At 44.4% G+C, this 22,671-nt stretch carries 18 protein-coding genes; 7 read left to right on the top strand and 11 right to left on the bottom strand.

Annotated elements, in window-relative coordinates; translation table 11 throughout:
* Positions 1 to 9 precede the first annotated feature (9 nt).
* Positions 10 to 774 (bottom strand): hypothetical protein, encoded by a 765-nt coding sequence (locus DOE51_RS15880; protein ID WP_142697514.1) that lies wholly within the window; start codon positions 772 to 774, stop codon positions 10 to 12.
* Positions 775 to 1,030: 256 nt separating this feature from the next.
* Between DOE51_RS15880 and DOE51_RS15885 the strand changes: the two genes are divergently transcribed.
* Positions 1,031 to 1,510, top strand: a complete 480-nt coding sequence (locus DOE51_RS15885) for a hypothetical protein (protein WP_142697515.1) — start codon at positions 1,031 to 1,033, stop codon at positions 1,508 to 1,510.
* 149 nt (positions 1,511 to 1,659) lie between these two features.
* On the top strand, positions 1,660 to 2,334 hold the full coding sequence (locus DOE51_RS15890; protein WP_142697516.1) for a TetR/AcrR family transcriptional regulator: 675 nt from the start codon (positions 1,660 to 1,662) through the stop codon (positions 2,332 to 2,334).
* Positions 2,335 to 2,460: 126 nt separating this feature from the next.
* Here the strand turns inward: DOE51_RS15890 and DOE51_RS15895 are convergent, their stop codons facing one another.
* A complete protein-coding gene (locus DOE51_RS15895; RefSeq protein ID WP_246845130.1) occupies positions 2,461 to 3,735 on the bottom strand; it encodes a lytic transglycosylase domain-containing protein in 1,275 nt (424 codons plus the stop codon).
* Positions 3,736 to 3,767: 32 nt separating this feature from the next.
* Positions 3,768 to 5,189, bottom strand: a complete 1,422-nt coding sequence (dacB, locus tag DOE51_RS15900) for a D-alanyl-D-alanine carboxypeptidase/D-alanyl-D-alanine-endopeptidase (RefSeq protein WP_142697517.1) — start codon at positions 5,187 to 5,189, stop codon at positions 3,768 to 3,770.
* Positions 5,190 to 5,272: 83 nt separating this feature from the next.
* On the opposite strand from dacB, the gene DOE51_RS15905 reads away from it, so the two are divergent.
* Both DOE51_RS15905 and DOE51_RS15910 read left to right on the top strand, forming a co-directional pair.
* The gene (locus DOE51_RS15905) at positions 5,273 to 6,229 is read left to right on the top strand and encodes a signal peptidase II (RefSeq protein ID WP_142697518.1); all 957 of its coding nucleotides are present in this window, start codon (positions 5,273 to 5,275) and stop codon (positions 6,227 to 6,229) included.
* Positions 6,230 to 6,385: 156 nt separating this feature from the next.
* On the top strand, positions 6,386 to 10,669 hold the full coding sequence (locus DOE51_RS15910) for a hypothetical protein (protein WP_142697519.1): 4,284 nt from the start codon (positions 6,386 to 6,388) through the stop codon (positions 10,667 to 10,669).
* A gap of 72 nt (positions 10,670 to 10,741) precedes the next feature.
* Here DOE51_RS15910 and lon read toward each other — a convergent pair whose 3' ends face one another.
* Together lon and DOE51_RS15920 are read right to left on the bottom strand one after the other, a co-directional pair.
* Positions 10,742 to 13,120, bottom strand: coding sequence for an endopeptidase La (lon, locus tag DOE51_RS15915; RefSeq protein ID WP_142697520.1), 2,379 nt, complete (start codon positions 13,118 to 13,120; stop codon positions 10,742 to 10,744).
* A gap of 127 nt (positions 13,121 to 13,247) precedes the next feature.
* Positions 13,248 to 14,072, bottom strand: a complete 825-nt coding sequence (locus DOE51_RS15920) for an exonuclease domain-containing protein (RefSeq protein ID WP_142697521.1) — start codon at positions 14,070 to 14,072, stop codon at positions 13,248 to 13,250.
* A gap of 110 nt (positions 14,073 to 14,182) precedes the next feature.
* On the opposite strand from DOE51_RS15920, the gene DOE51_RS15925 reads away from it, so the two are divergent.
* Positions 14,183 to 14,863 carry a TorF family putative porin gene (locus DOE51_RS15925; protein WP_142697522.1) on the top strand — a complete coding sequence of 227 codons (681 nt, stop codon included), beginning with the start codon at positions 14,183 to 14,185 and terminating at the stop codon, positions 14,861 to 14,863.
* On the opposite strand, the gene DOE51_RS15930 is transcribed toward DOE51_RS15925, so the two are convergent.
* Positions 14,835 to 15,794 carry a flagellar motor protein MotB gene (locus tag DOE51_RS15930; protein ID WP_142697523.1) on the bottom strand — a complete coding sequence of 320 codons (960 nt, stop codon included), beginning with the start codon at positions 15,792 to 15,794 and terminating at the stop codon, positions 14,835 to 14,837. The two genes, DOE51_RS15925 and DOE51_RS15930, sit on opposite strands and share 29 nt — an antisense overlap.
* A gap of 68 nt (positions 15,795 to 15,862) precedes the next feature.
* Positions 15,863 to 16,729, bottom strand: a complete 867-nt coding sequence (gene motA, locus DOE51_RS15935) for a flagellar motor stator protein MotA (protein WP_142697524.1) — start codon at positions 16,727 to 16,729, stop codon at positions 15,863 to 15,865.
* A 102-nt stretch (positions 16,730 to 16,831) separates the two neighbouring features.
* On the opposite strand from motA, the gene DOE51_RS15940 reads away from it, so the two are divergent.
* Both DOE51_RS15940 and DOE51_RS15945 read left to right on the top strand, forming a co-directional pair.
* Positions 16,832 to 18,640 carry a protein-disulfide reductase DsbD gene (locus DOE51_RS15940; RefSeq protein ID WP_142697525.1) on the top strand — a complete coding sequence of 603 codons (1,809 nt, stop codon included), beginning with the start codon at positions 16,832 to 16,834 and terminating at the stop codon, positions 18,638 to 18,640.
* Positions 18,641 to 18,644: 4 nt separating this feature from the next.
* A complete protein-coding gene (locus DOE51_RS15945; protein WP_142697526.1) occupies positions 18,645 to 19,265 on the top strand; it encodes a hypothetical protein in 621 nt (206 codons plus the stop codon).
* Positions 19,266 to 19,294: 29 nt separating this feature from the next.
* Here DOE51_RS15945 and DOE51_RS15950 read toward each other — a convergent pair whose 3' ends face one another.
* The 4 genes from DOE51_RS15950 to DOE51_RS15965 all read right to left on the bottom strand — a co-directional run bounded on the left by DOE51_RS15950 (position 19,295) and on the right by DOE51_RS15965 (position 22,575).
* Complete coding sequence (locus DOE51_RS15950; protein ID WP_142697527.1) at positions 19,295 to 20,758, bottom strand: methyl-accepting chemotaxis protein; 1,464 nt, start codon at positions 20,756 to 20,758, stop codon at positions 19,295 to 19,297.
* 14 nt (positions 20,759 to 20,772) lie between these two features.
* Entirely contained in the window at positions 20,773 to 21,504 is a 732-nt protein-coding gene (locus tag DOE51_RS15955; RefSeq protein WP_142697528.1) for a DUF5020 family protein, read from the bottom strand.
* Positions 21,505 to 21,565: 61 nt separating this feature from the next.
* Positions 21,566 to 22,168, bottom strand: coding sequence for a hypothetical protein (locus tag DOE51_RS15960; RefSeq protein ID WP_142697529.1), 603 nt, complete (start codon positions 22,166 to 22,168; stop codon positions 21,566 to 21,568).
* A complete protein-coding gene (locus DOE51_RS15965; protein ID WP_168196473.1) occupies positions 22,144 to 22,575 on the bottom strand; it encodes a hypothetical protein in 432 nt (143 codons plus the stop codon). The genes DOE51_RS15960 and DOE51_RS15965 overlap by 25 nt, the downstream gene beginning before the upstream one ends.
* Between the last annotated feature and the right edge of the window lie 96 nt (positions 22,576 to 22,671).

A 22,671-nucleotide genomic window follows, 5' to 3' on the forward strand; every position in this document is an offset into this window, starting at 1 on the left:
CTTAAAAGACTACTTAAATTTGATTTTTGCTTTTTTCACGTTCAAGTCGATCAACTTTTTCGTGAACATTTTTTGTTTCACTTCTGACGTGTGGTCAGCGAAAACAATTTTCTTCGTAACAACTGGAGAGAACGTTGGGTTCAAAGCAGTCAATACGCTGCTAACATCAGCAAATACTGCAAGACCGCTTGTACCTGGAGTTGTACCGCTGAATACACCACCGTAACCAGTCACACCGTTCGCATTAAATACAGAGAAGATGTTCGCAACGATACCAGCACTCAAGCTGTCTGAAGTTAACGCGTAACCAACGATTGATTTTTGCGCGGTCCAATCGATGTTCACATACAACTTAGATGTTTTGCTGTTGTTCAAAGGAAGTGAATACCATTTCGCTGTCGTATTCCATACCGGGAATGAAGTACCGTTTGGCAAAGTTGTTTCTGGAGTCAAAACCGGAAGTTTCGCTACCGCAGATAAGTTCAAACCCAAAGCGATATCAGTAATACCAGGAGCTGACGTGTTGATGTTGATCAAACCCAATTGCTCTGCTGGATTATTTGGATTCATGATTGGCAATTGCGCTGCCAAGATCTGAACGTTGTTTGAATCAAGGTGTGTCGTCAAATTAATATAGATATCACCGTTTGATTGAGCTTCTGCTTTAAGATCCGCACCTTTAATAACTTGAGTTGAACCCGGAGAACACGCAGCCAATCCCATCATTGCAGTTGCTGCCAGAATTAGAGTCTTCACTTTAGTTGTTGAAAACATGTTGTACCTCATTGTTGATTGTTTGTGTTGAGCGCACTCATTTTCGGTGACGGAAAAAAAAGCTGAAGACCTCCCAACGAAATCTTGAAAAAAAATGTTCTCCGCGTTCAACTCTTTGCCGCAGGAACAGGACGCGTGCGCAAGATGCCTTGAACGGCGAAGTATGTTCTCTGTCAAAAAGCTCTACAGGGCACTTGGTCTCAAATTGAAATTAGGGTACTTTTGCGGGGTTTTCGTTTTGCACAATGGGGATACGATGGGTACACGTTGGTTACATATAGTATTAGTAGTCTTGGCGATGATGACGGTAGCAAATGCTTTCGCGCAGGCTCCCCGTTCGTCTTCATCTTCTGCCACTTGTGCGGTTTCTAAGAACAGCAAACTTGCGATGGATCAAAGAGACGATGCACGCATGGCTTGTTTGAAGCAGAAAAAAGCGCAGCTTTCGGTTGCTCAATGTTTGGGTGTTGCGGCTTCTATGGAGTACACAACAAACGGCGATGAAGCGCGCATGGTTTGTCTTTATGATTTAGGTTCACGCGTTTCTGCAAAAGAGTGCTTAGCAATTACTAAAGCCATCGAATATCCTGATTCGGGTGACGAAGCTCGTTGGGAATGTATTCGTCGTTTCAATAAATCCTTGTCGACAAAACAGTGCCGCGTATTTGCGAAAGCGATGTCTTATCCAGCGAACGCACAACGTGCGGAACAATACTGCTCGGGCGAACTTCAATAGCTTCAAATTCCTGTGCGGCTAGGCCAAGGTCTAGCTGTAATGTTCATTACAACTTTGCAAAAAACCAGACTTGCGTACATGTCCTGCGAGGCCTAATCTGTCCTCATGGGGCCTCGTATAATTCCCAAGGAAAGGGAGAATCACTCAACATGATTCAGTCTATGGAAAAAGAAAAAGCGAAAAAAACTAAGATTATTGTTAAAGCACCAACTCAGGAACGTTCCCGTCAAACTGTCTCTACAATTTTAGACGCTTGTTCTCGCCTGTTGGTTTCGGAAGGTTTTTATTCAATCACTACAGACAAGATTGCAAAGGAAGCCGGCGTTTCTATCGGTTCTTTGTATCAATTCTTTGGTAACAAAGAGTCCGTTGTTCAAGCCGTAGTTAAAAACTTAATGGAAGAAGACAAGCGCATCATGACAGAGAAAATGCGTGCGATCTCTCCACTTCCTCCAGAGCAACGTGTGAAAGCAATGATCGAACTTGCTTTCGAAATTTGCCGTCGTAACTATGAATTGCGCGCGAAGCTTACAACGATTCAGTACTACGTAGCAGAGGCTGCTTACATTTCTGAATTCATCCGCTTCTTCCAAGAAGTTGTTCGTTACAATCTTCCTCCAATCCCAGGAAAAGATATGGAGAAAGTGTCGTACTTGCTAGTGAATGCATTCATCGGCCTTGTAAACACAATGGCAATCGATAATCCAAACTACATTAACGACAACACATTGCTTGCAGAGATCACACAAATGTTCTTCAAGTACTTGGACATCAATCCAAACGCCGAAACAAAACACAACCCATCAAAAGGCGACTTCATCTAAAAGGTGTCTGTCACTTTTTTGGGTCCATAGTGCGTTAGTAGCATTATGGAAAATAAAAAAGCCCGCTGTTGAAGCGGGCTTTTTGTTTTTAACGCGATGTAGACCCAAAAAAACGACAGACACCCTTTATCTTGTGCGTTTGTCGTCTGCTGCTATTGAGCGGTCTTTGTGCGCTAGAGTGATAAGGGCGATGTTGTATTTGTCTTTTGGTACTGCAATCACTGTGTGAGCTGGGATTGCGTAGCCTCTTCTTGTTACTAGAGACGTCAAATGTGGGTTAAACATTTGGGCCTTATCTGTGTCACCATCGAACCACTTTACTAGGTCTTTGTATTTCACTGACACTGGCAATTTTAAATCTTGGGCTTCCAATGGTTTTGACCAAACCACTGAACCGAAGTAAACATTCGCGTTCTTTTCAACTTCAAGTGCCGCTAAGAAACAGGCATAGAAGTTTCTTGAAGCAAAACCGAAGCTCTTTCTTGAATCGACGTTTTCAATCAAGTGAGCCAAATCTTTCGTTTTGTACTCATTCGACATTTTCTTCACGCCTGTTGGACCGTGATTGTAACCAGTCACAGCCAATGGCCATGATTCGAGCATTGTATAGTTTTGACGAAGCAACTTCGCCGCAAGCTTTGTCGCTTCCAACGGATGATTGCGTTTATCAACACTCGCAGAAATCATTTTATAAGGACGAGCTGTGTACGGCATGATCTGCCAGATACCACTCGCACCTACTTTAGAGCGCGCCATGATATTGAAAGAAGATTCAACAAAAGCCAAACGAGTCAGCTCTGTTGGAACTTTTGCATCACGGAAGATTTTTTCCATGTCTTCAATATAACGACCTGAATAGAAGATCGCTGCTTGCATACGGTCTTTTTGACCAAGTTGGAAACGCAAACGGCCTTCTTGCTCTTTATTCAATTTCAATTTCGCTGCGATTTCTTTTTTCACCGCATCGATTTTCTTTTGTTTTTCGCGGTCCGTTTTGAAGTCTTTCAAATCAACAACTTCATAAACAATACCGACGTCATCCATATCGTGGATCACACCTTGAGTTGTTGAATACTTTGAATAAACATCAACCCAGAACTGCACTTGTTTTTCCATTCCTTTAGGAACAGCAAACGCACCTTCTGAATAACCTAAGAAATTCTTTTGATCTTTAAAGTTCGGTTGACGCCAAAGACGACTCTCTGCCGTTAAGACAGGAGCTACTTGTGGCACAACTGTCGATACAACAGGTGCAGCTTCTAACACAGGAGCTGGGGCTGCCGGCGCAGCGACCACCGCCGGCGCGGCTGCCGTGTTAGTCGTAGTTGCAACTTCAGCTGAATTAGCAGCAAAAGAAGTAAGCAAAGAAATGCTTAATACTGAGACACTCATTACTTTCATCGAACGTGCTCCTATCATGGATCTCATTCGGCTTATTTTACTAAGAAGATAAGCAATTTATCAAAAAATTGGCGAACCTTTGTTTCATCTGTAGAACCATTGTAAACAAAACTAAAAGTTACCACGCGACCATCTGCCAAACCCGCATAGCCAGCCAAAGACACGACGTTATTGATATATCCCGTTTTAGCACGGACCCAACGCTCGGCCTCAGAATCTTTCATGCGCTTTTTGAGTGTCCCATCAATACCCGCGATTGGTAAAGAGCTGAGGAACTCTGGCTGGACTCTAAAGTCATTGCGCAGATGTTGCAGCACTCGCCACATCACATATGAGGACATCTTGTTTTCTCGAGTTAAGCCAGACGGACTCTCGATATGATACTGATCTTCGGGAAGGGCTAGACTTTTCAAGTGTTCATTGATCAGCACCACACCATCTGCCAAGCTTGCACCTTTTGGTTTTTTGAACGTGCCCAAATTTTTTGTCAGCATTTCTGCCACGTAGTTGTTCGAGAACTTGTTCATGTCGGCAAGAATTTGTTCAATCGCTTTACTTTCTGATTCGGCCATCACCTCCGCACTCTCTGGTGTGACACCGGTTTTGATTGAACCGGTTACTTGAACACCACGTTGTGCAAGAAATGATTTCAAATTGTATCCAGACCAAAGATCTGGCTGAGTGATATTTTTGAAGATCGCAATTTCTTTGTTACCGCGACCGATACTGCCACCGACGTGAATGACATCACCATCAAACTTCGAGTCCTCTTTACGATCGGCAAGAAGTTTGTTTTCGTTTCCACTTGTGGTTTTTGCTTTGGCGACTAGACGGATATAGTCATTTTCTGGATCTGAAAAGACTTTCGCTTCTTCACCAACCTTGCCCGGGCGAACAAAAATATTTGCCGAGTTCCAATTGAATGACATCGCACCCACTGGAGCATCGTAAGCGCGATCAACACGCTCTTTTTGGCGACTAACGTCGTAACGCATTTTATCAAATAACGAATCATCGACAACGATATCGCCTTCGATCTTTTTTACTTGGTTTCTTAGGAACGCATTAACCAAGAACCACATGTTTTCAGAAACAAACGACGGGTCACCGCCGCCTTTAAGATAGATGTTACCTTTCAACACGCCGTTTTTAATATCGCCGCTGCCAAGAAGCTGCGTTTTAAATTTATGACCCGGAGGAAAATTCGCCAAAACTGCTGAAGCTGTCACCACTTTTGTGATCGAAGCAGGCGTCATTCTGATCTTACCGTTCACGTCGATGATGGTTCTAAGACTTTCCCCTTCACCAGATGTTGCATACATTCCCACATCTTTTAACTGGACCCCGTGCTTTTTCGCCAAGCTTTCTAATTCGCTTTCGACCGCTTTCGGTTCGATATTGGCGTGAGCATTGAACATCCAAAGAATTGCTGTCGTAAGAACTAGAAATCTCATCCTGAAAAAACCTCCGTCTGGACGATAGTAGCGATCAAAAATTCAGTTCGCAACAGAAGGTGCCCCTTGATAGACTTTAGAGCATGAAAAAACGCGAATGGCTGATCGTGATTCTTCCTCTTCTGGCAACTTGGTTCGTGGACCGCGTCACCAAAATGTGGGCAGCAGATCTAAAACAAATTTTATCTTTTGGCCCACTTCATTTTGTATTGCACCACAATCACGGTGCAATGCTAGGCCTGTTTTCAGATTTACCATCCGTGTTGAGAATTGTGTCGCTTTCAACAGGTGGTGCTTTTCTTCTGTGCACGTATGCATTGATTCAATATTTATTGCCGATTAAATCTCTGACATTACGTTCGGGTTTGTCGATTCTGATTGGCGGTATCATCGGTAACGTCACGGATCGTATCTTGTGGGGTTATGTTGTCGACTTCATCGTGATTGGAACTCCATCATTGTCGTCACCCGCTTTCAATATGGCCGATGCGTTACAATGGGTCGGTTATGGTTTAATTGTCTACGCCATCATTCGCGAAGGTGAATTGTTGTGGCCTGAAAACAATGTGCGCAAACAATACTGGGTCAACATGTCATTCCAATTGAAATATTGTTTCATGTTGATGGCAGTTGGTTTGAGTTTAACTGTGATCAGCATGGTTTTTTCGTACACTTATTTGCGTGTGACGATTCAAGAACTGGTTGGTAACAATCAATTCCTGATGAACAAATTCTTAGTCCCGTTCATTATCACCTTCAGCGTAATTTGTGTCGCTTTCTGTGCGATTTTATTCGCGGTTGGTAGACTGATTTCTCATCGCATTGCGGGTCCGTTGTATGCGTTTGAAAGATTTCTGGATGAAGCCTTGGCCGGTGTTGCGAAGCCTTTGAAATTACGCACGGGCGATGAGTTCCGTCATCTTGAAGAGTTGGCTGAACAAATCAATGGGCGCCTGAATGAAATCAAACGTGAACGCACTGTGAACGTTGTTGAGTTTTCAGAGACGTCTGAAGATAAGAAAAAAGGCTCTGCAGAGTAGGTCCAGTCCGTTCTACACTCCGGCTTCGCCGGAATAAGCTTGGAACCTACCGCTCTGGCAAGGTTCCCGTCTCATCCAGAGACATTCCAGCAATTACTAAACATTTTCTGATCTAAAATCATCGAGCTTTCGTAGTAAATTTCCGAAAAGTTAAACATGCTTAAGGGGAGTTTTGCTAGCACGTTGTTCACTGTGATCGTTTTGGTCACAGGTTTGGCGCTTGTCGGTTGTACCGATGTGGTGCCACAGGTTGCTATGCTTCGTGAAATTCCCACGGTTTCAAACAAAGTCATTTTTGATTCTTTCGTTCCCGCGCAAAATCCCACAAACAGCGTTGATGACATTTCGATAACAGCGTATGGCTCGGGCTTTTCTGCTTACAAGATGACTTTGGAGTCTTCACTACAAAACTGCGCCAACGCTGATTTTTCCAAAGCAACAGAAAACACTTCCGGCAATTTTACATTCCCGGCCCCATCGGAAGGCTCGTGGGTTGTGTGTGCTCTTGCCCGAGTTGCTGCCACAGGAACCTGGCAAGATGCTTCAGAAGCGTCCACTTCAAAAATTCTGCAAGTCGACAGAACTGCGCCCGAGAATAATTCATTGGTCATTAATCACGACATCGGTTGGACAACCGGCGTGTCGGTGCAAGTCGATTTAACATCGACGGGAGCATCCGAAGTTTATATCACGCAAACCGATGACACGTGCAGCACGGGTGGCACATGGGAAACTTTCACTCAATCAAAGCAAATCACTTTGCAGCACGAAAATGCGATGAACACGGTTTACGCCAAATTCCGTGATGCCGCTTTGAATGAAACGGACTGCATGGCGCGGAATATTTTGCACGACAACATTCCGCCCATGATTCCGATGGTGACCTCGCCACCGGCGGGAACTGTTTATAATGCCGCGACGACAAGTACAGTCATCAATTTTTCATGTGAAAGCGGAAGTACTCTAACACTTCAGGATGGCTCGGCCTCTTGGGATTTTAGTTGCGCAAATTCGGTTGCGGCGTACACGCTCGATTTAACGAAATACAGTAACGGTGGCGTCCTGACCATCTTCGCGAAAGATCAAGTTGGAAATGTTTCTTCGAACATTCAGTACAACTTCATTCGCGATACTGTGCCACCTGATGCCGTGGTTGTCACTTCGCCTGCAAACAACAGTTACATCAATGCTGCAAAATTACCGTCTATGCTTTTTTCGGGAACCTGCGAATCTGGAGCGACAGTCTACTTCAGTGGGCAGTCCACGACTTGCGTGAACAGTGCGTGGTCCCTTTCTGTTTCTGTCAGCTCGTTTGCTGAGGGCACAGTTACTCTGAATGCTTATCAAGTCGATGCTGCTGGGAATACGGGACCAACAACAACGACGACTTTAATTAAAGACACAATTGCCCCTGCAAGCATTGGTTCTTTGACATTCGCATCAAGTTGGATCAACTCATACAATCAAAGCGCATTTAATCTAAGTGGCACCTGCGAAACTGGTGCGACGATCACTTATAAATTCGGAAGTTTTGTTGGAACTCTTTCGTGCTCGGGTGGAGCTTTCAATAACTATGTCGATTTAACTTCGCTACCAGAAGGCAATCTTGCTTTTGAAATTTATCAAACGGATCCTGCGGGTAATCAATCCACTTCAACAAGCACTGGCTTAAATAAAGATACGATCGCACCAACAATCGTTGCCACGGGCCTTCCGGCTGCGAACTCTATTTCAAATTTAAATTCCATTAACATCGCCGTTAACGCTGGTGACGCCGTTTATTACTCTTATAAACTAGGCCCTGCCGGTTCTACGGTTTGTAACAATGCTTCTGGTTATGGCGCATGGATTGCTGTCGGCACAACAACCCCTGTCTCCTTAGGCTCCGATGGCAAGATCACTCTTTGTGTTGTCGGTAAAGACAATGCCGGCAATATTGACTACACTAAATCTGTTAGCTCGACATGGTGGAAAGATACGGTCCTTTCGACTTTACGTTTTGAAAGTGTTGAACAAACCGTCAATACCGGTGCAGGTGTGCAATACGTGAACGTCATATTAACACCGGCGAAAGCCTATCCGGTTTCCTTCTTAATGGATGTCGGTGGTGACACTATCTATAATGTCGACCATGGCTATTCTTCATCAGCAATTCAAACCATAAATGCGGGTACAACTTCATCCTTGATCGGCGTCAATATTTTGCAGAATAACTCGCGCACGGGCCTTGGCCTTTTAAGTTTTGTTTTGAATGGCTCCCCATTCCCTAGCGGCGGCCTTCTGCAAATTGATCCAAGTTTCGATAGCTCTTCGATGTTGATCCGTTATGCAGGCACACAACCTGTCGTCAGTTCCATCGCTGCCGGAGGCCAGCATACGTGTGCCGTTCTTAACACCGGTGCACTGAAATGCTGGGGCGCGAACGACTTCAATCAGTCGACAACGACAACAGAGAAAATCACTGCCGTCGCAACCGCTCCGATAGCTGCGAATTTCAGTAAGGTCACGGCTGGACAAAAACATACCTGTGGTATCACAACGGGTGGCGTTGCTTATTGCTGGGGTTCTAACGAAAGCGGACAGTTAGGCTCAACTAATCTTTCAAACACCCAGGTCGCAGTCGATAGCGGTACGATTTTATACTCTTCTATTTCTGCGGGCCCAAGTGCCACATGCGGTATCACGACAGCGGGAATACTTCGCTGTTGGGGTTTAATTTCTTCAGTCGTTGCGCCAGCGGTCCTTGATTCTGGTACGAATTATTCATCGGTATCTGTTGGTGCAAATCATATCTGCGGCATCACGACATCAAATATTTTAAAATGCATGGGCACTAACGACAAAGGCCAGCTTGGTAATGGTTCAACAGTAAATTCATCAACCTTTGTCACAATTGACGGCGGCATTGCTTATTCGGCAGTTGCGGCAGGCAATGGCTTCACATGCGGTATCGTAGCCAATAGCAAATATCTGAAATGTTGGGGGCAAAATGATTACGGACAAGTCGGAAATAATTCGACGGCAAACGTAACCACGCCAACGGTCATTGACGGTAGCAATCCGTATTTAAGCGTTTTTGTCGGACCTAACTTCGCCTGCGGTCTGACTAATTCTAATAATTTGAAATGTTGGGGCTCAAACTCAGACGGACAATTTGGTGACGGCACTGTTGATAAAAAAATAATTCCAACTCAAGTCAATTCAAACACGTATGCGGCGGGCTCTGCAGGTGGTGCCCATGTCTGTATGGTCACTGCAACTGGCGAATTAAGCTGTGCTGGTAGTAACTCGTCAGCACAAATGGGTAACATCAATTGGACGTACAAGCGAGCACCAACATCTGTGCTTGGGACGATGACATACACCTCTATCACATCTGGTTTTGGTCACATGTGTGCGTTGAACACTAGCAATAGTGCCATGTCTTGTTCCGGTTACAATACGTTTGGACAATTTGGTAACAATGATTCGGTATCTGTCGCGGGTCTTCAGTATGTGCAAAAAACTTCCGCTTACTCGAGCATCGCCAGTGGACAGTTCCACATGTGCGGTATTTTGACTTCTTCGGGACAACTTAGATGTTGGGGAAAAAATGATTCGGGTCAGGTATCTTTAGATCCAACAACTTACCCACAAATGCTGTCTCCAACTATAGTCGATTCAGGTGTCAGTTATTCTCAAGTACGCCCTGGTTTCAATCACACTTGCGCGATCACTTCTTCGAACATCGTTCGATGCTGGGGCAACAATATCTATGGCGCTGTTGGCAATGGCGGTTCAGGTGCAAACGTCATTACGCCGACTTCGGTTTCTGACGGCAACACGTACAAATCTGTTTCGGCCGGTTACTTGTTCTCTTGCGGTGTTACGACGTCAGGTATTTTAAAATGCTGGGGTGACAGTGCCGACGGTAAATTGGGTAACAATGATAACGGCACATCGGATTCTTACGTTCCACTGCAAATCGATACAGCGGATACATTCATTAAAGTCAGCTCGGGCTTACGCTCTTCGTGCGCAATCACTTCAAACAATTATTTGAAGTGTTGGGGCGCAAACGATTCAGGACAACTAGGTACCGGCGACAACACAGGTCGCATTGTTCCTACGTATGTCGATGGCTCAACGAAATATAATTACATCGCTATGGGCACAACCCATTCATGCGGCATTACCACAGCCGGCGCATTGAAATGCTGGGGTGGAAATACTTCCGGACAATTAGGCAACGGCGCCTTGACTGGCAGCTCATCACCGATCGTTGTCGATGGTGCGAATGTTTATATCGATGTCACTGTCGGAAATGATTTTTCGTGCGGCTTACTACAAAACGGCAAAATCAACTGTTGGGGTGGCAACCGCTACGGTCAAACTGCGAACGTTCGTGATTCGTCGTTCTGGCATGTGTTCGTGAATGCTCTGCGCACTCTTGCACAATAAAAAAAGCCAGGCATTTCTACCTGGCTTTTCGGGAAGGGAACTCCGGAGGGAAAACCGGAGCAGGAGTCAAAGTTAGTTTACTGCACCTGAAGCGAATGGAGTTGAATTTCCGTAACTCGTTTTCGCAAAATCTGGAAGATCAACATCAAGAACAAGTTTCAGTACTTCATTGACGTTTTCCACAAAGTGGAATTCCAAATCTTTTTTAATTTCTTCAGGGACCTCTCTAAGATCCTTCTGATTTTTCTTACACAAGATGATCTCGCGAACACCTGCTCTGTGAGCGGCGATTACTTTTTCTTTGATACCGCCCACTGGAAGGACGCTACCTCTTAAAGAAATTTCTCCGGTCATGGCCAACTTAGGACTGACTGGTTTCTTCAAAAGTTTCGAAGCAATCGAACTCAACATCGTGACACCTGCGGAAGGACCATCTTTAGGGATCGCGCCCGCTGGCACGTGCACATGCAGTTCTTTTTTCGAGAAATCAATGCTTGGATCAAGAAGCGGCAATCTTGCACGAAGCAAACTTAATGCAATCTTCGCTGATTCTTTCATCACGTCACCCAATTGACCCGTCAATTGCAGTTGACCTGTACCAGGCATTTCTTCTGTTTCAATGAATAAGATGTCACCACCGACTGGAGTCCAAGCAAGGCCTGTCACTACTCCTGGAGGCAAGACACTTTCAATCATGTCAGCAGAGAATCTTTCTGCACCAAAGATATCGTCAAGATCTGCAATCGTAACTGTTAATTTCTGACCTTGAGCTTTAACGATCTTCAAGGACATAAATTTACAAACTGTCGCAATCTTACGCTGCAATTCACGTACACCCGCTTCACGAGTATAATCCGTTAAGATTTTCGTTAAAGCTTCGTCAGTGATTTCCAACTGCGATTCTTCGATACCATGTTCTTTTAATTGCTTAGGCCACAAGTGGCGACGAGCAATTTGTTTTTTCTCTTCAACCGTATATCCCGTAAGCTCGATCACTTCCATACGATCTAACAACGGACCTGGAATTGTTTCCAAGCTGTTGGCTGTCGCAATGAACAACACTTTCGAAAGATCGAACGGTGTATCCAAGTAATGATCTTGGAAACTGTTGTTTTGCTCTGGATCTAAAGTTTCAAGCAACGCACTGGCAGGATCGCCATTGTAGCTGCGAGAAAGTTTATCGATCTCGTCCAGGATGAACACAGGATCGTTTTCGCCTGCTTTCTTAATTCCTGAAATAATTCGACCAGGCAAGGCACCAATATATGTTCTTCTGTGACCACGGATTTCCGCATCGTCACGCACACCACCTAAGGCAGCACGAACATATTTTTTACCAAGCGCACGAGCGATACTCTTACCAAGAGATGTTTTACCAACCCCTGGCGGACCCACGAACAACAAGATTGAACCTTGATGCGACTTACGCAGTTTCATCACGGCCAAATGTTGCAGAATACGTTTTTTAATTTTATCCATGCCGAAATGATCTTCGTTCAGAATTCTTTCAGCAGCATCCAAATCGATCTCTTGCTCTTCGGAAGATTTATTCCAAGGCAAGCCCACCATTAAATCCAAGTGAGTACGAATGATTTGATATTCTGGCGAAGCCGAATTCATACTTTCCAAACGACGTAACTGGCTTGTTGCCAATTCCAACGCTTCTTGGGGCATTCCAGCGGCTTTAATTTTTTCTTCATACTGTTCGACGATACCTTTTGAATCATCATCACCCAACTGTTCACGAATCACGCGCATTTGTTCGCGCAAGATGCTTTCACGTTGGCTTTGATTGATGTTTTCGCTAAGTTTATCGCGAATACCAATTTGAATTTTTAGACGCTCTTTTTGTTCATTCAAAAGTTCCAAAATTTTCAGAGCACGTTCTTTGATGTCCGTCGTCTCTAATAAATTTTGTTTTTCTGTTAATGAAAAATCAGCGTGAGCCGCACAAACGTTTGTGAGCAAACTTAAATCGTCGATTGCGGCGATCCATTCTTTTACTCGGCGCATGTGACGACCGATCAGATCCAGAGTTTCGAATGAAACCTGTTTCAAGCTCGTCAACAAAGCTTCCTGAGTTTTTGGATCCATTTGCGCGTTATCTTCCAAGCCTTCAGTTAAAGCTTCGAAAACACCGTCTTGATTTTGCATTGTCACGACGCGCACACGTTGATGTGCATTGACGAAAATGCTGAAACTTCCGTCTTCTTCCTTCTTATAAGATTCAATCTTACAAAGAGTTCCGATAGTAGGAAGATCCTCAGCCTTATCCACATTAGCGTCTGGGTTTTTCTGAGTTAAAAGAACAATCCATTTAGATCCGTTCAATGCTTTCTGCAAAGCTTGAACACTTTTTTCACGCCCAACACGCAAAGGCATGCTAATGCCTGGAAATAAAACTGCGTTTCTTAAAGGAATGATTGGTATGAAACCAGATACGAAAGACATGCTTCACCTTTCCCCCATCCCACAGATGAGGTTCTAACTAAAGCATGTATCCGTTTTAAATTTCGTCAAGGTCAGCAAAAATGAACTCGCATGTAGCGCATAACAGAGCGCTTCTTCGGAGTGCAAACTAGAACACAGTCGTAGCGTCTTTGATACGTGACAAGTAGTAGCGTTTCGCCGTCTGGTCCTTAAGACAGAAGGCTTGCAAGTAATCCCCGTCAGGATTTCGCACGATACCAATAGGTTTCACGCGGCGAGTTTCACCTTTATTGGATCCGCCATCATAGATCATATCTATATCGCGCTTTGTATTTATAGAATCAATCAATGTGCGCAAAATTGGATCGCGACCTGATAAAGAATAATCTTTCCACCACAATTGTTTGCCTTGGCTTTTGATTGCAGCGGCTAAAGTCGCTTCTTCGCCTAATTTTTTGAAGCATTCGACAGCTACCAACAGACATGACTTCGCATCATCGTAGGCACGATGTGCTTGACCGCCATCAATGTTCAAATGCTTCACCAAAGTTTGTAGCTTGTGATTTTCTACGCCGTGAATAAGTTTACGTGAAAGAAGACTTGTGCACAGTGCGGGTTCAGTCGGTAAAGGCAAACCTGCTTTTTCAAATTCAAGAGTCAGGAAACCCAAATCAAAGGGACAGTGATGGGCCAGCACGATGCAGCCTTTGAAAAACTCATGAATTTCAACGATCTTGCTTGCGATGCTTGGCGCATCGGCCACCATTTCGTTGGTGATGCCGTGAATACCGATAATAAAATCGCTCATGGTTTCACGGGGCTTTAATAAGAACTGCAAGCGCCCGATTTCTTCGCCCTTGTAGTATTTTACCGCGCCGAACTCGACGATATCGAACCCGACTGGGTAAGCTCCGCTTGTTTCGGTATCAAAGGCTATATAAGTGTATTCGCTTAAAGGCAGATCTAAATTCATAGGCCGCTCAGACTACCCTATCTTCCCGCTTTTGGTCCAGCTCCCTGTCAGATGTAGAGCTGATTTCTTTCTTTTACACACTCGTTGAGTCAGAATGAAACGAACTATCTATGCGAAGACACTTTGCTTTTATCATTATTCTTTTAGGTCTCTCGAGCGCTCACGCGGCTGAGAATAATTCACCGACTTTCAAAATGACGGGCGACGTAAGCTTGCTTTCGCATTATGTAGAGTACGGTTTATCACAATCGGATAAATCCCCTGCATTGCAAGGATCTTTCTGGTTTAACTTCGGCCCACAATTTCGTTTAGGTTTGTGGGGCTCGAATACAAATTTCGAACACAGCGACGATCATTTTAACTTACGTATTAACGGCGATATTAAAATCGATTTCTCGCAAGCGAATAATGCCGTGATTTATTATAGTGAAAGTCAGTACTTCAAAGCCGGTGATCGCAATGGAAATCTTTTTGGTCTGCATTTAAATTTCAGCGACTTCAAAGTTCTTTATGATCACATGAGTAACTGGGAAGGCACGAAGCATTCTTCAGTTCGTTACGGTTTGGGTCTTGATTTGCATGTTTGGAATTCATGGATCTGGGTGAATGAAGTTGGCTACAACACACCGGATGTAACAACTGTAGATCCTTACTTCGATTTCAAAACGGGGCTTGGAACTAAATGGGGACCGGTCTTCGTTGAAGGCTCTGTGACCGGAACTTCTGCAAGTTCCGATCTTGATGGCCAAGGGGATTTCTTCTTTATTCTGTCAGCGAAGACGGAGTTTTAAGTTCGTCTTTTAGATCTTCGTCAACTTGCTCTTTCAAAGATTTCTTAGAGCGCTCTTCGGCTTTACGACGAGTGCTAATCTGATGAACGAAGTTATCGTAAACTGACATATCAACACGCGCATCACCGAACAAGTTTTCAAGCTTACGCGGTTTATGACCGTCTGAAGTGATCTCTTTTTGTGAGATCTTCACGCGAATGAAGCCGATCAATTTCTTCGGATCTACTTCACCACGTTTTTCTTTTACATTGATACCACCGCTGACAGTCACTGAACTGTTTTCAAGCGAAGCAAGAATTTTATTTCTAACAACGTCGAAACGTTGCGAGGCCACGCGATTTGCAGTCATCAAACTTGCATCAGGCACAGATTGCACAAAAAGACCCGAAGTCAGTTTGATATCTGCATCTTTCAAACCTGTCGTGATACCTTTGATTTTATCCATCACATTCACGAAGTTCGCATTCGGCTGTGAAGTCCCACGTTCGAACAACATGTAATCTGGGATATCGAAATCAAAACCTTCTGGAGTCACTTGCACGTTCTTCGCAACGTCGTTCATTTGATCAGCCAAATAAGCTGCAACGACTTTCGTAGAACCCATATCCAAAAGATTTGGAGTTTTATCCATTGGCTCCATGAAACTTTGGAATGCTTTTAGTGGCTCATTTAAGATATCCAAGAAAAGTTTTTCCAATGTGACTTCCGCACCGAAGTTTTGGAAGTTGTATTCAATAACTGAAGGCGTAGAGAAATAATCTGAAACGGCTTTTTTCGTTTGGTCTGATTGACCAACGATCCACATAACCAGGAAGAACGCCATCAAGGCGGTCATGAAGTCCGCAAGGGCAACCTTCCAGGAACCCCCGTGACCACCACCACCTTGGACGATGATTTTCTTGATTACTATCGTCTGTTTCTTCTCTGCCATAATTCTTATTCCAGTTTCTCACCCAATCATTGGATGGAATACTCCGACAAAGTCGGAGTGTAAGCAGCCTAGGCTGCTTTTTTGATCTCTTTCGTCGCTTTATCTACTTCAGCAAATGTTGGACGCTCTTCTGGCATGATCGAACGACGCGCGTACTCGACACACACGATTGGAGGAGCACCACGTTGCAATGCCACAAGGGCCGCTTTGATACATTGTAAGTAACGACCTTCTGCTTCGATATCCGCTGCCATTTTTGTCGCCGTCGGTTCAATCAAACCGTAGGCGCAAAATACCCCAAGCATCGTACCAACCAGGGCATGGGCTACGTACTCACCGATCACTTCTGTACCGGCAGTCAAGACACCCATGGTTTTAACGATACCAAGAACGGCGGCAACGATCCCTAGACCCGGGAAACCACCGGCAACTGCTGCAACAGCATGTTGCGCTAGATGTTCTTCGGCGTGGATACCTTTGATATCCGCATCCAACAAATCATCAACGTCATAAGGAGAAAGTTCGGCTGACAAAGTGACTTTCATCGTATCGCACAGGAAATCTACCGCATGGTGATTGTGCATGAAGCTTGGATACGCTTTAAAGATGTCAGACTTTTCTGGTTCCTCGATGTGCTTCTCGATACCTTGAGGTCCTTCTTTTCTAAATACTTGGAAAAGTTGGAACAGCATCTGCATCAATTCGACATAGTCTTTTTTCTGAGGACCTTTCGCAGTCATCGCTTTAATGGATAGCTTAATACCCATTTTAACGATCTTCATTGGATTGGCGATGACGTAACCACCGAAGGCAGCACCACCGATGATAACCAATTCTAGCGTCGCAGCTTCAAGGATAACGCCCATTTTACCGTGACCGGCAATGTAGCCCCCGAAGACTGTGGCAAATACGATTAATACACCTACAAAACCCATATGTTATGACCTCGCAGTTTCTCTATCGGATTGATACGTGTTAGAATTGAGTCATCGGCAAATAAACTTGCCCATGGTCGAGAGAGGGACTAAGAAAAAGATATGAAAGCTATCTGCAATATCCTTATATTGATGCTGTTCGTTGTCCTTGCAGGTCCTAGGTCTTGGGCGCAAGCCAATCCTAATGACACGGATCCAATGATCGCGACTGCGAAAGTTGTTCCGTACGAATGGAATCCAGGCCAAGGTGGCTCGATCGAAATCAAAATGAAATTACCTCCAGAATATCACGCCTACGAAGACAAATTCAGCATCGTGATTCTTGAGCCGGATGGTTTCAAAGTAGCGCCACTGAGTGTGGAACCGATCACAACTTGGTTTGATAAGTTTTCGAAAAAAGATCGTCGCGGTATGAAAGGCGAAGCAACTCTGTCTGCCCGCCTGGAAGCTCCGGATCGTTTTTTAAAACGTCACGACAAAATGAAATTAGAATTGATCTATCAAGCTTGTAGCGATCAGTTCTGTTTATTCCCCACAACAAAAATGATCGAAGTCCCGATTGTGACTCCGATGGTGGAAGGTGAAGCGGCGTTATCGACACCATCACCAACTTCGGGTGAAGCAAGCGCCGGCAGTTTCTTTGATACTCACAATTTCAACAAGTACTTGGGTTCAAGTATTTTTGCGGGATTGTTGTTCGTCTTCCTTGCCGGAGTTTTCACAAGCTTCACTCCGTGCATCTTCCCGATGATTCCGATCACGCTTGCCGTATTGGGAAATCATTCAGAAAACAAAACACGTTTGCAAAACTTCATCACAAGTTTGGTTTACGTTCATGGTATCGCAACGACCTATTCGGTTTTAGGTTTGGTCGCGGCTTCAAGCGGTAGCGTTTTTGGAGCAAGCCTTGGCAATCCATATGTTTTGGGTGTTGTGTGCGTGATCTTCTTGGCCATGGCTTTGAGCATGTACGGCCTTTATGATTTGCAAGTTCCTGCGGTGATTCGCAACAAGCTTGCGAATGGTAAATTTGGTAACGGCCTTGGTGGCGCTTACTTAACTGGTTTGTTCGCGGGTATCGTTGCAAGTCCGTGTGTGGGCCCGGTGTTAGTTGCGATTCTGACTTACGTTGCTTCGACCCAAAACAAATTGATCGGTTTCTTATTCTTATTCACGTACGCGATGGGTTTAGGTTTGATCTTCATCGCTTTGGGTTTGTCGAATCAGTTGGTGAAAGCGTTGCCACGTTCAGGCGTTTGGATGAATGCATTTAAGTTCATCTTAGGCTCATTGATGCTTTCAGCATTCTATTACTATTTGAATTTACTTTTGCCAGATCGCGCATTCGACGGCGCTTTGGGTATTGGTCTTGTGATTGTCGCAAGCGTTTACGGTGCTTTCTTAAACGTGAAAGGCAAAGGACCGACAAGCATGGTGCAAAAAGGCCTGATGCAAGCAACCCTGATCGTGGGTATCGGTTACTTGTGCCTTTCTGTGTTTGATCTGCGCCCTTACATCCGCGGCAGAATCATGGCTGATAACTCTATCAACCAAATTAAAGAAATGAATTGGCAGCCTTATTCCGACGAGGCGTTAGCACAAGCAACCAAAGATCGCAAACCCGTGATCATCGATTTCTGGGCCGAGTGGTGTGCCGCTTGTCACGAGTTGGCTGAACAAACCTTCACGGACGTACGTGTGCGCGCCATGGGCGGCAATTACACGTTGTTGAAATTCGATGCGACCAAAGACAGTGATCAATTGCGTGCTTTGAAAAAGCGTTACAACATCCAAGGTTTGCCGACTGTGATTTTCATTAATCCAAACGGTGTGTGGATTGATGCGTTGACGCTGACTCAGTTTGAAAAAGCCGATGCGTTCTTAGTGCGTATGGAAAAAGGTTCGAAATAATTTTATGAAAAAGATCATCGTCATCTTAGTTCTCGCAAGCTTGATTATCGTGGGCGCCATGATCCACCTTTTAAAAGATGGCGTCAGCTTGCGAGCTGCGACGTTGATTTCTCCCTCTGTTGTAAGCGATGGCGATATTAATGTTGCTCACGGTGTGGCTTACCGTCTGTTCCCCGAGTTTCAACGCTATGACATGATTTTGGTGGGAGTTGATGAAGCGGATTCACGTCTGCAAGCTTTGTCTGAACAAATCGCTATTGAAGCGGAAAAACTTTTAGGTCAGCCTTTGCATCGCGCTTCAGACAAAATGAATTTAAAAGACTGCACCAAGCTTTGCTGGGTCAAAGTTAAACCAGAAGAATCGCAAGAGCTTGAACCAAACAGCTACATTGCCAATATAATTAAGCCTTTGGCTAAAGAGTACTTCACTTTGAACTTGATTCAATTCGCCGATCTTGACGAGTCCGCTTTAGCAAATTGCGAACAAGAAAAGCGCCTTGATATGAAATGCCTGATTACTCTTTCAGTACGGGAAGCAAAACGTAAGATGAAAGATCCCAGCAAGCGTTACTTCTTTATGAAACGCTACGAAGACCGCGGCAATTACTTGATGTTGCAGAAATAAAAAAGGGAGCTACAAAGCTCCCTTTTTCTTTATGACGCCCCTAAGACCGTATGACTTAAGATGTCCATTTGTTGTTTCATTTCAACCGCACGACGGTCGATTTCCGTCGATGTCGCAGCAATTTCTTCAGAAGAAGCGGCGTTCGATTGCGATGCCTGATCTAAGTGATTCATCGCTTTACTGATTTGCTGAATACCTTGAGTTTGTTCATAGCTTGCCTGCGAAATTTCTTTATTCAAAGTTGCGACCTTATTGATCGAATTCACAATTCGTCCCAACACTTGTCCAGAGCGATCCGCTGATTCGCGACCCACATTCGTCCTTGAAACGCTGGCTTTAATTAAATCTGAAATCTCTTTAGCAGCTGACGCCGATCTTTGCGCTAAGGCACGCACAGCTTCTGCAACGACAGCAAAGCCTTTGCCTTGCTCTCCAGCACGGGCGGCCTCGACCGCCGCGTTTAGCGCCAATAAATTTGTTTGGAAAGCGATATCGTCGATAACGCTAATGATCTCTTCAATTTTTTTCGAGTCCTGGGAAATCGCATGCATCGATTCAATCAAAGATTTGATTTCTGATTCACCTTCATTCGCAACCGTCGAAGATTCATCAGCAAGATTCGAAGCCTCTTTCGCATTTTCAGAATTGCGATTCACCATGGAAGTTAATTCTTCCAAGGATGCCACAGTTTCTTCCAACGAAGCGGCTGCTTCTGTTGATGCCGTTGATAAAGCCTGCCCTGCTGCCGACAATTGATTGATAGAACCCGTTACATGCTCTCCGATATCGGAAAGATTATGAACAACAGTGCCCACCGAACCAGCCACACGATTTGCGATTAAGAAGATCACAAGAATCAACGTGATTGATGCGCCAACCGCGACCGCCAAAATCAAAGTAGCGTTGCGTGAGCGTTCACCTTTTTGAAATTCATTATTTTTTTTGCTGATTTCGGTGTATTTGCCGTAGATATCAGTAATGGTTGTATCGACTTCAATTTGCAGAACCTGCCACGGACCGCCTTTATCAATCGTGCTAACAACGAATTGATAATCCGCCGGTGTTCCATGCAACAACGCTTCACGTACTTGCGCTGTGTATTCCAAATACTTTGGATAATGCTCTTTCATTTTTTTGAAAGCTTCTTCTTCGCCAGGAATGTAGCTTTGTTTCAAATACTCTTCCACCGCGGCTTTATAATCTTTGACTGAACGATCTAACAAACCCACAAAGACTTTGCGATTGGCTTCATCTTCTTTATTTGCTAATGCCGCGAAGGCAAAATAACCGATGTTCGCGCGGTTTAAGTTGATCTGCCCAAGCAAGCGAATATTCGGAACATAGACTTCATAAGACTCGTTCAACAAATTTCCGATGGAAGAAAACCCTTTAAATGCGATACCCGTCGTTAATGCCAAGGCGATTAACGGCAAAATAGCAATACTTAGAAGACGACCTTTTAAACCTGCTGTCTGTTTTCCTAAAAAGCTCATTTGCATTTCCTATCTTAAAAAATCCAAACTAGTTTTGCTTGGGGCAAGCTTTCCGTTAAACCTTTGATGCCATATTTGTTTTGCCAGTACTGCCACTCGACGCCGACCTTCAAAGGAATCTTGCCAGAAGATCTTCTTGAGGCATCGTAAAGCAACGAAGGTTGTGTCTGTAGATTGTCGGAAATGTCGCCCTCTTGCCCTGCCCAGTCCAAGAATCCAGAAAATTCAAAGGGCCACGCCTCAGTACCAAATTTTTTCAACCACACTAACGTCAACTGACCGGTGTGACCGTCACCACCGAATGAATCGCGATAAAGAAATTGTGTCGCAAAATAATCAAAGCCAATATTCCACTCGAAAGTCAGACCACCCAGCACCGCACGTTTCGCCGGACCTTGCGGCATTTCCCAGTTTCCTTGAATCGCAACGTCACGAAGAACACCTTGAGGTTTTTCGATCAAACCCATTTTGCTAAGACTGAATGCCGGAGAAAACTCTCCATAATAAGAGGCATTGGCATCAGAATCTGGATTCGAGATATCTATAAAAAAGTAGTTACTGCCGTAAGCCCACGAGTCGACGTGTTCTAGGGTGACAATCATTTGCGAAACGGATTTATCGTCAAACGTCCGATAATCAGAGCCATGTAGAAACTGAATATTCGTTTCTTGCCAGTCCGCTGCATGGGACAATAAAGGTGATGAGATCAGGGCGAATAAAGAGATTGCGAGATTTTTTTTTAACATGCGATAAGCAGGCTATAAAAAAAATGAGTCGCTTATTACTCGCATTTGGCAAAACTAATCTTTAGTCCACCTCGGTGGGATTAATGAAGAAGTCCGTGCGAGCCAGACCGCGCTCCCGTAAAAATGGTGTCGCAAAAACTAAAATTCCATAGATGATGATCATCGCTTCGACACAATCGATGGCGGTGATGATCAAATACTGTCGCCAGAACATCGCCGATCCATAAGCACCCGTCTGAACGTACGCTGATAGGAATAAAAAATTACCGACAAGATTCTGAATCAATACTCCCCATGCAAAGAATTTCAAAAATCCTTGCAGTGATTTCAAAGCAACTTTAGTTCCCGCAATTTGGCGATAGATCAAATAGCCCATATAAACTTTTGAAGCATTGGCCAAAGCGTAAAACAGAATGACCATCCAGTCGTTAAGGCCCGTCATACTTCCCGTAGCCATTTCCGCAAGAACATGTTGTGGAAAGACACGCGATCCCCACCAGAAATACATCGGCATTGAAATCAAATACGGTAAATACAACACCTGAAGATGACCATAAGACAGATAATGAAAACTAATAACTTTTGAAATCGCTAAAACTAAAAACGGCGCCCAGTAAGTGAATGCAGGAAGATCTTCTTTTAATGGAACGGACTCTTTTTCCACTGCGACCAACCCTTTTGTACAAAAATATGATTCAAGAAAATGAACAATGGAAAGCTTATAAATAAGCCCATCGCTGTGTCTATTAAACTTACTTTAAGATATTGGAACCAAAAAGTGTTTTGTGGATATACACCCTGCAAAGTTAAAACCGCGACCACCGCGTAACTGCCAAAGATGTTCGGTAAAGCAAAACAGCTTAACCAGCACAGGAATAACTGCCTCGTCCCACGCAGGTCGCGCTTGTGGAATTTCAACAGCCACCACATCGCCCAACCCATAGCAACTTTCGAAGTTTCAGAAAATGCTAAGAAGAAAGTCAATGCTCCGCCGACTCCGGCCAGATGTGCACCCACTGCGCTCGCGATAAACACGGCGATGAACACTCGAGGTCCCCACCACAATGCCATCGGTACGCCGGTTATATAAGGAAAGTAGAAAAGATAAACACCAGGAGAAATGGTGACAAGAGTGCTTAAAAAACGTCCACTTAATTGTATGAACAA

This window comes from Bdellovibrio sp. NC01 (assembly GCF_006874625.1).
Taxonomy (GTDB): Bacteria; Bdellovibrionota; Bdellovibrionia; order Bdellovibrionales; family Bdellovibrionaceae; genus Bdellovibrio.

Bases quoted from the DNA above. Each gene is read 5' to 3' on its own strand.
- DOE51_RS15895 (WP_246845130.1), bottom strand. From the start codon at position 3,735: ATGAAAGTAATGAGTGTCTCAGTATTAAGCATTTCTTTGCTTACTTCT.
- DOE51_RS15880 (WP_142697514.1), bottom strand. From the start codon at position 774: ATGTTTTCAACAACTAAAGTGAAGACTCTAATTCTGGCAGCAACTGCA.
- DOE51_RS15905 (WP_142697518.1), top strand. From the start codon at position 5,273: ATGAAAAAACGCGAATGGCTGATCGTGATTCTTCCTCTTCTGGCAACT.
- motA (WP_142697524.1), bottom strand. From the start codon at position 16,729: ATGGGTTTTGTAGGTGTATTAATCGTATTTGCCACAGTCTTCGGGGGC.
- DOE51_RS15910 (WP_142697519.1), top strand. From the start codon at position 6,386: ATGCTTAAGGGGAGTTTTGCTAGCACGTTGTTCACTGTGATCGTTTTG.
- DOE51_RS15920 (WP_142697521.1), bottom strand. From the start codon at position 14,072: ATGAATTTAGATCTGCCTTTAAGCGAATACACTTATATAGCCTTTGAT.
- dacB (WP_142697517.1), bottom strand. From the start codon at position 5,189: ATGAGATTTCTAGTTCTTACGACAGCAATTCTTTGGATGTTCAATGCT.
- DOE51_RS15965 (WP_168196473.1), bottom strand. From the start codon at position 22,575: ATGGCATTGTGGTGGGGACCTCGAGTGTTCATCGCCGTGTTTATCGCG.
- DOE51_RS15925 (WP_142697522.1), top strand. From the start codon at position 14,183: ATGCGAAGACACTTTGCTTTTATCATTATTCTTTTAGGTCTCTCGAGC.
- DOE51_RS15890 (WP_142697516.1), top strand. From the start codon at position 1,660: ATGATTCAGTCTATGGAAAAAGAAAAAGCGAAAAAAACTAAGATTATT.
- DOE51_RS15885 (WP_142697515.1), top strand. From the start codon at position 1,031: ATGGGTACACGTTGGTTACATATAGTATTAGTAGTCTTGGCGATGATG.
- DOE51_RS15945 (WP_142697526.1), top strand. From the start codon at position 18,645: ATGAAAAAGATCATCGTCATCTTAGTTCTCGCAAGCTTGATTATCGTG.
- DOE51_RS15950 (WP_142697527.1), bottom strand. From the start codon at position 20,758: ATGAGCTTTTTAGGAAAACAGACAGCAGGTTTAAAAGGTCGTCTTCTA.
- DOE51_RS15955 (WP_142697528.1), bottom strand. From the start codon at position 21,504: ATGTTAAAAAAAAATCTCGCAATCTCTTTATTCGCCCTGATCTCATCA.
- lon (WP_142697520.1), bottom strand. From the start codon at position 13,120: ATGTCTTTCGTATCTGGTTTCATACCAATCATTCCTTTAAGAAACGCA.
- DOE51_RS15930 (WP_142697523.1), bottom strand. From the start codon at position 15,794: ATGGCAGAGAAGAAACAGACGATAGTAATCAAGAAAATCATCGTCCAA.
- DOE51_RS15940 (WP_142697525.1), top strand. From the start codon at position 16,832: ATGAAAGCTATCTGCAATATCCTTATATTGATGCTGTTCGTTGTCCTT.